The sequence below is a fragment of the Paenibacillus sp. oral taxon 786 str. D14 genome (genome assembly GCF_000159955.1).
Lineage (GTDB): Bacteria > Bacillota > Bacilli > Paenibacillales > Paenibacillaceae > Fontibacillus > Fontibacillus phoenicis.
Genome location: NZ_GG695979.1, coordinates 104,738 through 116,340, shown reverse-complemented (window position 1 = coordinate 116,340; position 11,603 = coordinate 104,738). Strand labels below are relative to the sequence as shown.

Here is an 11,603-nt window from a genome sequence, read left to right as displayed (position 1 = left end):
AGATTAATCTCCTATTTTTGGAAGAATTAAAAAGTGGTTCCTGGACAACAATATAATAATCCGGCTCACGTCCTGTCCATTCAAGCAATTTTTCTAAATCTACAGGATCATGAATATGTTCAAAAGAAGAACCTTCTTCCCACATAAAAGGAACTGAAATAAGAACTCGATCACTAATTTCAAATAATTTCCTAGTAAACGGAACTACATCTGGAATATGTTCAAGAACCTGAAAACATGTTGCAAAATCATACTTGGCTTCAGGTTTGAAATCCATAAAATCCATTTTGAATCCTTTTACATTTTCTGATTGATAGGGGTTGTTAATATCAAGCGTATGTCTAATAGGGATCCAGTTGAACCTTTCTATATATTCAGCATTCGATGAACCTACATCAATTAACGATTTGGCGTCATGCGCAAGTGCTTTTACCATATAATTAATATAGCGGTAATACATGAAATTCGACCTTTTTCTCCAATACGACTGTTCGGATAAATTAACTTGCGCCACAATCTCCACCCCTTACTATCAATCTACGAATATGAGCATTATAGCTAAAAAAGTCCTCTAAATACGTGTAAGCTTTCAGAACTTGATTTTTTTTAATTTCGTCATTTTCAATAATTATCCTCAGTTTACTCTTCACTTCCTCAGGTGTAGCATAAATCGCAGCATCCTTAAATAATCCCTTGTAATCTGGTGGTATTATGACTGGTACACCTGCAGCCATTGCCTCAATAATGACTCGCCCAAAAGCCTCTACGCATTCAGGGTGAATATAATACACAAAAAAATCCAATCGACTTAAAAAGTCAGCAGGATGCATCTCTCCAAATTCATAAACTCTCCAGTTTTTAGGCAGGGACCCTAAAATACTCTTAGGGATGTTTGCTCCACCTAACACATGTACTTCGTACGGATCTGAGTCTGGATATATTTGAAGGATCTCATCCGGATCTGAAGGCCACTTTACATACTGGTCTCTTGAGTGTCTACCAATTCTGATTTTCTTATCATGACGAACCTTCTTTTCTCGTTTCCATTCATCCAAATTAATAATGTTAACCCAGTCTTCCTTGGATAATTGAATACTTTCAAGTTCCTTCGTGTGGTATTCCTCTAGTGTTCTTCTTACTAAAGGACCAATAGGATACCAAACACCCGTCTGTCCGAAATAACGGTGTAAATTTTCCTGACAACGTACTATGTCATACGCAATGGCCCCATTTTCTCCATAATCGACTTTTGGTGTTTGATTCACAATAACACATATCCGTTTTGCCTTAACTTCAGGGATATACAACTGTAGTTCTTGAAGTACAGGAGGATGTCTAATTATCAATACATCACATTCCACCTTTTCTCCAAAAACTAACATCTGTACCTGGTCTCCATCAATTAGCTCTCTAATTTTACTGTTAATTTGTCGTGCACCACTTCCTTGATAACGGGACATTTGAATAAGTCCTGTTTTTAGCCCTGCCTGTCTTTGTGCTTTAATCTCTTCAACATTTGAAGAAGTCGTACCACCAGTAAGTCTCAAGTCTGAGGCAATAATTACATCAAAGTGTCTAACTCCTGGCAATTTACTCTTCGGGTACATCGGTTGTGGAATTGCAAATGGCCTATTTCCCTGTGGGAACTCATAATACAAACTTGTCTGATGAGCATGATAATAGCTGAATGCTTCAACATATTCTCGCCGTGCCCCATAAAAATAGCCATGGTATCCAAATGGCCCATTCTCTGTTAGCGAGGAATCGGAAACTCTTGTGAATGATAATGGACCTAGATGAAGACATTCTACTGCCTTTTCACCGAAAACTTTTTTTAGTCTACGTAAAAACTCTCCATCTCCACCAAAACGAACTGAATCCCAATATCCCACCTTATCAATTACCTGCTCACGTCTGAACATTAAGGAAGATAGATTTTGAGATAGGTAACCTCTTTGTTGTTTTCTCCGATAAAACAACAGATCATTGGTCATCCTACTTTGTTCCGTTAGATTCGCTATGATTCGGGGGTTCCGCATAAGATGTACTACTTGACGTTCAATCTTTTCAGCATGGGACCAATCATCAGCATCATGACAAGTGACAAACTCACCAGTTGCTGCTTTTAAACCAATATTTCGTGCTACATAAGTACCGCTATTGGATTCTGCACAAATTAGCTTGATACGGTTATCCTTTTTCATATATTCCTTTACAATACTGACCGTATTGTCGCTACTGCAATCATCGACAATAATTAATTCTAAATTATTCCAGGTTTGAGTTAAAAGGGATTTCAAAGCCGTTTCTATCACAGAAGCTGAATTATACACCGGCATAATAACCGAAACTAGCGGCGCCTCTCCTCGATCACCTGCATTTTGACTAGCCTTTGTTTTTAAACAATCGTATGGTGCCTTATATGACGGCAAGGTCGACTCCAATACAACTTCAGCCAATCCATGTAATTTCATTAACTCATTAATCCAGTAAAGTTTGGAATTCACATCTTCTTCCAAGTTTGCAGCAGCTAATAGAAGATCTCCTTGTCTCTGGGAGAGTAAAATGTTACTCAACAATCCCCTCGCTTCTTGCTTATTCCCAAGCGATGCAAGTATTTCTGCCTGCAAAATTGCCCCCTGTTGTATCCTAAGCTTAGAGTTCTCATCTTTTAGAGCTTCAATTAAATAACTTTGCGCTACATGGGCATCTTCAAGAGTATGCTGATCTGCATGCCACAAAGCTAATTCCCATTGGGCTTCTCTTTGTGCCAGTGGATTCGAATTATCCGATGCCAATCGTCTCAAATCCTCAAGCGCTCTTTCAACAAAGCCCAATTCCAGTAATTTGTACTTAATTTCTTTAATATGAGACCCAACATTATACTTTTGATTTTTAGTCAATTTTTTTAGTAATTCTTTTTGATGAAGTGACAGTTTATTTTTTATTAACTGTTTTTGACTTTCTGTAAGACGACTCATTGCAATGCCAATCAAGTGATCTATTAATTTCTGCATCCATTTATTGGTTATTAATCGCTTCAACATTACCTTGACCCCATTTTAGCATTACGGTTTTCTTTAGCCTTTTGAACAAATCCTCTATATTCCTCAATAACTTTTTTGGGTTCTCCATCGCTAACAATTTCGCCTTTATTTAACCAAATTGCTCTTGTACAAACCTTTTCGACAAACCCCATGCTATGTGAAACAATGATGACAGCTTTTGCCGAATTAATCATTTCTTGAATTTTCTCACTCGCCTTTTGGTTGAAAGCGATATCACCCGCTGATAATGCCTCATCAATAATGAAAACATCCGGTTCAAGAAAGGCAGCTATACTGAACCCTAGTCTAGATTTCATACCACTCGAGTATTGCTTAATAGGTTCCTCGATTCTCTTTCCCAGCTCAGAAAACTCAATAATTTTATTCAAATTCTCATCTATCTTTTTTTTGGGTATCCCTAGCAACATTCCGTTAAGATAGATATTATCTCTACCTGACAATTGACCATTAAATCCTGCTCCATAAGAAAGCAGAGCCGTAGTTTTACCTGTGATGGATAATTTTCCTTCATCAGGAACCAATATATTGGTTAACACTTTGCAAAGTGTACTTTTTCCTGCCCCATTACGCCCTATAATTCCAACAACTTCACCTTCGTGCACATCTAGTGTAACGTTTTTGAGCGCCCAATATTTTTCACGATTAAAATGATAAGAAACCCCAAGATTTTGAGATTGAATAATTTTTAAATCAGTTTTTTTATTCATGACTCCATTAATATCGAGTCCTGTTGTCTTTAGATTTTGAGGCTTTTTTTTATTTGTTTGGACATGTTCCTCGTATAACTTGATTATTTCCTGAGGATCCCCAATCTTCTTAACAGCTCCATTGTCTATCCAGATTAGTCGATCACAGTTTTCTTTTGCGTATTTTAAACTGTGAGTAACCAGCACGACCATTTTCGCCCTGGTTACCATCTCCTTCATCTTTTTTGCTGCCTTTTGACTGAATTCCAAGTCACCTGTATTCAAAGCCTCATCCAAAATCAATATTTCAGGTTCAAGGCATGCTGCTACACTAAATCCCAATCTAGCTTTCATCCCGCTGGAATAGTATTTTACTGGACGATCAAAAAAATCACCTATTCCAGAAAACTCATGTATTTCAGTTATGAATTCATTAATTTTCTTTTTATCAATGCCAATCATTGTCCCATTAAGATAGACATTTTCTCGACCTGTCATTTCTTTGTTAAACCCAAGGGCTAAAGAAAATAAAGCAGTAACCCTACCATTGACATAGAGTTCCCCTTCATCAGGCTGTAAAACACCCGCAATAAGCTTACATAACGTGGTCTTTCCCGAACCATTTGTACCGACAATTCCCAATATTTCACCTTTATAACCTTGAAAACTAATATTTCTTAAAGGCCAGAATTCCTTTGGTTTCGCTGTACTCCATTTTCTTCTCAGTAGGGATTTATACAATAATGACTTATAGTCATCGTTCTTAGTACCTGTAGAAAAAGATACCCCCACATTTTCTAAAGAGATAATCGTATCTATATCATGATGGATATTTGTCTCTGAGCTTGCATTTTGATGTAACAATGTCACTGCCCCTTTACAGCGCCTTAATAATTTTATGTTCATGACGACTGTAGAAATAAATTAGACCTAGAACAAAGAAAGTTGAAATAACACCTATTGATAACAGAACCTTCATATCTGGTGACGTTCCATAAATAAAAATATCTCTATATCCTTTTAGCATATAGGAAATAGGGTTAATCTTCTCGATCCAAGCGTATTCCACAGGGAGTCGACTCCCTTCCCAGATAACAGGAGACGCGTAGAACCAAATTCTCATTACATGGCTCAAAACGTTATTTAAATCTCTAACAAATACAGAGATATAAGCCACTATTAAACTTATCGCCATTAAGAACATTAACTGAACATTAAGAATTATTGGTAAATATACCAATTGCCAGTGTGGTCGAATCTTGAATATAAGGAGAAATATTATTATAACTACAAGGCCAAACAAAAAGTTAATTAATTGAGAGACCACTCTCGTTAGGGGAAATATGGCCTTTGGTAAATTTACTTGTTGGATGATTGATGAATATTGAACTATAGATCTGGAGGAGTTATTTATCGAAGTATTCGTCCATCTCCATACGACTTGCCCAATTACCAAATAAACTCCGTAATTTTCTCCTCCTCTACCCATAACTATCACTACTAGAAAGTAATAAACTAGTGCACCAAGTAACGGGTCCAGCAACCACCAGAAATATCCCAAATAGCTATTTCTATGTTCTGCCTTAAGTCCAGATTTAACTAAGTATAAAAGTAAGTCTTTTCTCTTCAAAAGCTCAGACAAATACATTTTCATGCTACAAAGCGCACCTTTCATGGATAACACCTATCCTCCTTACCTAATACATGAAGAATAGGTCACATTATGTTAAAATAATACCCGTATCTATTCGCAAAGGAGATAAACACGTGTCGAAACCAGTATACGGGAAAATGGCCGCAGCGTCGAGAAATCGGGAGAAGTTACCTGCGGCGCTGTTGGTGTTGATGATTGGGTTGATTTTGTTCCTGGTTTGGGCGCCGTTCCAAGCCGGGTTGTTTAACGGGCTTGTCCTAGACTTCGAGAGACCCATCTATTGGGCGGTGCTTGCGGGAAATCTACTAATGCTAGGCTGGGTTGCCACCTATTTCAAAAGCCTCAAGCTAGAAGACCAGCGGGATTGGACGGCTTTGTTCGTTCTGCTTATTCCCATAACTTACATTATCGCACTGATTTCGGCAGCAAGCCAGTACTTTGCTTCCAATATGGTGCTGATTCAGTCGCTTTATGCCTTTATGTTTGTCATTTCATTGTATTTGCTGCAAAACCGCAAGTCGAACCTTGTCATTGAAACGACGGTAATCACCGTTGGATACATCATTGTGCTTTTTGGCCTGTTCAACTGGCTGGGACAAGGGAGAACCGTATCGGCCATCGTTGGCTGGTTTACGGGTACGGTAGTTAACGGACAATACACCCAAGCGATCTGGGTGGACGCGAACGGTCCACGTCTCGCTTCGGTGTTCCAATATCCGAATACGTATGCGGCGTTTTTGATGGCATTTTTCTTTGTAGCCGTCTTCGCCATTACACGTTCAAAAAGATGGTACAGCCAAGCAATCCATGCATTTATGCTTGTACCGATCGCCCTTTCGATTCTTTTAACGTTATCCCGGGGCGGTTTGGTGTTTTTGCCGATCGTATTTATCATCTTACTGTTGTTCCTAAAGCCGGCCAAACAAATCCTCTGGATCGTATACTGCCTGATCGCCGGAATCGGTACGCTGGTCATTGCCAAGCCTGTCACAGAGCTGGGACAGCAATTCCATCTGGGACAGATCGGTGACCCGGCCAAGGGCTGGTTCTACGTCCTGGCAGCTTCCATCGTGCTGGCTGTCATTGCTTGCCTGATTCAACGTTTTGTTGCTCCTCGATTGGAGAACGGAACTCGCAAATGGGCAAGCAAGAAACTTGCCAGCTTGTGGCTGCCTCTCGTTTCGGTACTTGCGGTTGCTGTTTTAGCTGCGTTATTCCTCGGGACGAACCTGAAGCATATATTGCCGGGGAATATCGGGGAACGCCTGGAGAACCTTAACCTGCAGCAGCACAGCTTCCTGGAACGGATGACTTTCTATAAGGATGCAGCGAAGGTGGTCAAAGACTATCCGATTATTGGGGCCGGCGGCGGTGCCTGGGCGTCGATCTATGAAAAATACCAGAACAACCCATACACCAGCCGTCAAGCACACAGCTTTGTGATGCAGTACTTGGTTGAGGTAGGCCTCTTAGGCTTCCTTGTGTTGATCGCATTTTTGGCTTTTATTTTCTATAAATATATTCGTGGATATATCCAAGCAGATGAACAGAAGCAGGAGTCCTATTTCGTCTACTTCATCATTGTCCTTTCGATCCTGATGCACAGCTTGATGGACTTTAACATGAGCTATGTGTTTCTGGGTATCTTAGTATTCCTGGGGCTTGCAGGGATGGCAGCAACGATGGACAACCAACCGGTCAAAAAGTTCACCGTTAAACCGGGAACGATGCGCGGGTTGTACAGCACGATCATGGTGGTCGCTTCCTTGATCTTGATCTTTGTATCGATCCGGAATATTCAAGCCGTCGATGCTGCGGCCAAAGGCAAAGAATTGATCGCGACCAGCACAGATTTCCAGGAGATCAAGGCTCCTTTGGATAAAGCGCTCCAGAAACGCAGCGGCCAACCCGATGCGGTACTGTACTTAAGCTCTCTGTTGCAAGCCGGGTTTGATCAAACGAAAGACGAAGCATTCTACAATCAGGAACAAACTCTCCTCACGAATGCGCTGAAAAAAGAGCCTTTCAACAAGGATATGTACAAACAACTGATTAAGCTGTACCAGTCCAAAGGAGAGTACGACAAGGCTTATGAGGTATACCGTGATAACGCGAATCGTTATGCATATGATATGAGCTGGTACGAAACCCTGATCGTCCAATCCTATGAGCTTGGATATCAAAAGCTTGGCGAACAGAATCCCTCTGAGAAAGAGCAATATTTCAAAACCGGGTTAGCCGCCTACCAGCATGTTGTGGATGGGGTAGAGCACCTGAAGACGTTGCCTAAGGGGCAAATGCAGGGGAATCCATTTGAGATTACGCAGCCGATGGTCCTAAATGCTGGTAAAATGCAATTTATGATGAATGAACCGGCGAAGGCAGCTGAAATCTTCAAAGTTGGAATTAAGGATGATTTGTCCGATAGTACAAACCGCGAAATTGCCCGTTGGTACCTAGCTGCTTTGCAGAAGACAGGAGCTACCGACCAAGCGGTGTACGACCGATTGCTGAAGGTTGATCCATCCGAAAAGGCATCGATTGAGCAGTTGGCTAACCTAACATTCTAAATACTTACAGCAAAAAACCGGTCTCTCCTTTAAGGAAAGGCCGGCTTTTTGTTAGTTTAAGCTATCCAAGATAATCTCTGACATATATTTAATTAACTCATCGCGAAGCTCCGGATTTTCGAGGGCGTAGTGGATCGAAGTCTTGATGAAGCCCAACTTCTCGCCGACATCGTGGCGGGTGCCTTCGAAGTGGTAGGCCAATACTCGTTCAGTTTCGCCGAGCCGCGAAATGGCGTCGGTTAACTGGATTTCTCCATTAACTCCGATACGCTGGTTATCCAGGATATCAAATATCGCAGGTGTCAAAATATAACGTCCCATAATCGCCAGATTGGATGGGGCTTGGCCAACTTCCGGCTTTTCCACCAGTTGCTTCGCCTCGTAGACACGATCCCGAACCGCCACCGGATCAACGATCCCGTATCGGGATACCTCATCCCAACTCACCGGTTGAACCCCTACGATGGAAGCCTGATGTTCACTATATACTTCGATCATCTGCTTCAGGCAAGGTACTTCCGACTCCACAATATCATCGCCGAGCAATACCGCAAACGGTTCATCGCCGATAAACTTGCGCGCACACCAAATGGCATGGCCAAGGCCTTTCGGTTCCTTCTGGCGTATGTAATGAATATCCGCCATTTCCGAGGATTTGCGGACTTCTTCAAGCAATTGGTACTTGCCCTTCTCGTTAAGGTTATATTCCAGCTCAAAAGAGGTGTCGAAATGGTCCTCGATTGCCCGCTTGCCTTTCCCTGTTACGATAATAATATCCTCAATCCCGGAAGCCACGGCCTCCTCCACGATATATTGAATCGTCGGCTTATCGACGATGGGCAGCATTTCTTTGGGCATGGCTTTCGTGGCAGGTAAGAATCGCGTTCCCAGCCCGGCTGCGGGAATGATGGCTTTGCGGATTTTCATGAAATGACGGCTCCCTCGTACTTAAATGATCTACCTAGTGTCATTATACCATATCCAAAGTAGACCGTTAGCAAAAAGGACCCAGGGATTCCCCCGAGTCCGACTTAAGGCACAAGATATTTTATTTCTTAGAAACAGAACGAAATTAATGAGTCCAAAATCTCCGCCATGTGAAGCGCTGAGGAAGCTCTTCCTCGTTTCGGATCCGATTCCCCGGTTCCGGCGTGTGCAGGAAACGTTCCGTGCCGAACTCGATTTTGCGGTATTCTTGTTCGCCGTCAATTTCCAATTGTCCGTGTACACGAGTCACGACTGACTGCATCTCGAGGAAACCTTCAAACATCACCTTCACCCTCCTAAAGGTTTGTGAAAACTACGGCACAAGCGAGATTTAGACGGGGTTCAACTTACAATCGTCTAGTTTTTCAACGCGATCTGAACATCGCTAAAACCCGCTCTACAACTCGCTTGTTTACGCTTTCATTATAGCATATCGACAAGATTTTTATAAGCGATAAAGAAGGGTTATCGCCTCTTTGAACAGCGAATTCACAAACGTTCCACAAGTTGTATTTGATAGGAAAACAGATGTCTTTGCAGGGTGTTTTTCTTCAAGATTCTGGAATTTTTAGGATTGACTTTTTGGAGTCCAAAAAGTACTATTTATTTGTGGAGTACAGAAAGTGAGGTGAGAAATCTGAGTCCACGAACAGGACGGCCAAAGAAGGACAACCCCAAAAATGCCAGCATTAAGGTACGCTTCGAGGAGGACATGAATAACGCATTGATTGCATATTGCAACAAGCATAACTTAACAAAAGCCGAAGCGATTCGATTGGGGTTGAAACTGCTTTTGTCCAAGCAAAAATAAAAGGAAGCGGCTCACTCTCGCAAAAAGATCTCGCCACTTCCCCCCAGAGGCAACCCTCCAAAGGAAGGCCGCATAAATATGCTACCATGTGCTGCCCTCCCTTTCAAGGCGCTGCCTCTCTATCAATAAGGAGGATGCGTATGAGTAGTCTGATTGAAGAGCTTTATACCGGGCATATTTTGCCGGACGAAATGATTGTCTCCCGAGATCCGAAGTATCGTCCTCTATGCCGGCAAATCTCGGAGCTTACGGAATCATGGCGTAAGAAGCTGACCGAAGAAGAATTTAGCGAACTGGAATACCTGATGGAGCTGCAGGCACAAGCTAACGACATGCATTCGATGGCAGTGTTTAAATACGGTTTCAGGCTTGGCGCCTCCCTCCTCACGGAAGTACTCACCGGTACAGATGAGCTTGTCCGGCATCCTTCCACCCCTTAAATCTCGCAAACCTTGGAAGATAGGAGCGAATCGGATGAGTACGAGTAATGTTGGGCTCCTCTGCAAAAAAGTTCGCAAACGTGTATATTTTGTATCGATTGTGATACAATGAAAGTAATTATTTAGGAGCCGTGCTTACAGGGCACGGCTCCGGGCAATAGCCGCTTTTAAGGGCGGCAGGCTGTGTAGGATCTCAGTACAAATAGACCGATTCCTTTGCCGAGGGCGGTCTATTTGTGTTTATGGAAGGAAAGTATCAGGACCATTAATGTCGCGAATGAGATCATTAGCGTTAATGCTTGATAAACTTCCATTTGGCATCCCTCCCTTCCTAGAGAATGAGAGGTAGCCGACCGCCCTTGCAAGCCTATTCTATTGCTTATCTAATATTATACCATACTTGTTAAGTAATGGTATTTTCTCGTGTTACAGCAAAAAGGGAGCCCCCTACGGTATAACTACCGCGAACTACGGGGACTCCCTTCGTTTTTTATTTTACCAACTGTCCGCGCGTGACGCCGAGTTGGTTGGTCGCTTTGAGGGTTTTCCATACCTGGGTGCCGCTGATTTCTCCACGCAACGCTTTGTTGTAGAGGTCGATGACCTCATGCACCTGCTCCGGCGTTTCTTCGAGGAACTCAACACGGTATTTGGACACGCCCAGCTCGAGAAAATGGTTCAGATACTCTGCGCCCGACTGTTCGATGGCGTTGTACACCGTGTTGCGGCAGCCTTCGTCCACGCGGACGGGGTGGGACATGCCGATCCGGTCCTGCAGGGAAGCGCGGTGTTTTTCACACGGGCGGCCGCAGTTGGTGTAGTCCGTTCCTTCACTGAGGAAGGTGCAGTACACGCAGTGCTCCGTATGGAACATCGGCAGATGCTGATGGATAACGATCTCCATGTCGGCCGTGGGGCTGACCCGGAGCAGATCGACCATCTGCTGGATGTTCAAGTCGTAGGACGGCGTCACCACGTCGCAGCCGACCTCCAGGAACAGCTCGGCCGTCAGGTGGTTGGCGATGTTCAGCGAAAAATCGCCGATCAACCGCGGATGCACGGCCGACGGGTTCTCTTGCCGGTGGCGCAGGTAGTAATACAGCGCCCCGGTGTTGCGCACCAGCACCGCGTCGGGCTGGAGACGCAGGATGTTGTTGTGATAGCCGTTTTCGCCCGGCATGTGGATGCGCGGCGTCGCCAGCGCGATTCTAGCTCCGGCTGCGCGAACGGCTTCAACTGCTGCCGGGAATTGCTTGATAAACTCGAAGTCGGCGTAGATGAACGATACGCCGGCTTCCAAGGCAGCCTGCACCTGCGGCAGGCTGCGGCACAGCGCGGCGAGCTGCGCTTCGCCGTGCTTCACCGGCGCCGCGGCCCCTGAGACACG

10 protein-coding genes are annotated in these 11,603 nt (G+C 43.5%); 2 read left to right on the top strand and 8 right to left on the bottom strand.

Features of this window, described 5'->3' with window-relative positions:
• From POTG_RS24375 to POTG_RS13620, 4 genes are all read right to left on the bottom strand, one after another.
• On the bottom strand, positions 1–514 hold a 514-nt coding region (locus POTG_RS24375; protein ID WP_050769766.1), incomplete at its 3' end, for a methyltransferase domain-containing protein.
• Positions 501–3,047 carry a glycosyltransferase gene (locus tag POTG_RS13630; protein WP_009225413.1) on the bottom strand — a complete coding sequence of 849 codons (2,547 nt, stop codon included), beginning with the start codon at positions 3,045–3,047 and terminating at the stop codon, positions 501–503. The genes POTG_RS13630 and POTG_RS24375, both read right to left, overlap by 14 nt.
• Positions 3,047–4,624, bottom strand: a complete 1,578-nt coding sequence (locus POTG_RS13625; protein WP_009225412.1) for an ABC transporter ATP-binding protein — start codon at positions 4,622–4,624, stop codon at positions 3,047–3,049. The genes POTG_RS13630 and POTG_RS13625 overlap by 1 nt, the downstream gene beginning before the upstream one ends.
• Before the next feature lie 7 nt (positions 4,625–4,631).
• Positions 4,632–5,408, bottom strand: a complete 777-nt coding sequence (locus POTG_RS13620) for an ABC transporter permease (protein WP_036645425.1) — start codon at positions 5,406–5,408, stop codon at positions 4,632–4,634.
• A gap of 113 nt (positions 5,409–5,521) precedes the next feature.
• Here POTG_RS13620 and POTG_RS13615 point away from each other — a divergent pair, with 113 nt between their 5' ends.
• On the top strand, positions 5,522–7,978 hold the full coding sequence (locus POTG_RS13615) for an O-antigen ligase family protein (RefSeq protein ID WP_009225410.1): 2,457 nt from the start codon (positions 5,522–5,524) through the stop codon (positions 7,976–7,978).
• A 51-nt stretch (positions 7,979–8,029) separates the two neighbouring features.
• Here POTG_RS13615 and galU read toward each other — a convergent pair whose 3' ends face one another.
• Both galU and POTG_RS13605 read right to left on the bottom strand, forming a co-directional pair.
• Complete coding sequence (gene galU, locus POTG_RS13610) at positions 8,030–8,905, bottom strand: UTP--glucose-1-phosphate uridylyltransferase GalU (RefSeq protein WP_009225409.1); 876 nt, start codon at positions 8,903–8,905, stop codon at positions 8,030–8,032.
• Between the two features lie 145 nt (positions 8,906–9,050).
• The gene (locus POTG_RS13605) at positions 9,051–9,248 is read right to left on the bottom strand and encodes a hypothetical protein (protein ID WP_036645370.1); all 198 of its coding nucleotides are present in this window, start codon (positions 9,246–9,248) and stop codon (positions 9,051–9,053) included.
• A 668-nt stretch (positions 9,249–9,916) separates the two neighbouring features.
• Between POTG_RS13605 and POTG_RS13595 the strand changes: the two genes are divergently transcribed.
• Entirely contained in the window at positions 9,917–10,216 is a 300-nt protein-coding gene (locus POTG_RS13595; RefSeq protein WP_036645368.1) for a DUF6809 family protein, read from the top strand.
• A 230-nt stretch (positions 10,217–10,446) separates the two neighbouring features.
• On the opposite strand, the gene POTG_RS25400 is transcribed toward POTG_RS13595, so the two are convergent.
• Together POTG_RS25400 and POTG_RS13590 are read right to left on the bottom strand one after the other, a co-directional pair.
• On the bottom strand, positions 10,447–10,530 hold the full coding sequence (locus POTG_RS25400; RefSeq protein ID WP_368017499.1) for a putative holin-like toxin: 84 nt from the start codon (positions 10,528–10,530) through the stop codon (positions 10,447–10,449).
• Between the two features lie 176 nt (positions 10,531–10,706).
• Positions 10,707–11,603, bottom strand: an 897-nt coding sequence (locus POTG_RS13590; protein ID WP_009225406.1) for a U32 family peptidase, incomplete at its 5' end; no start/stop codon positions are given.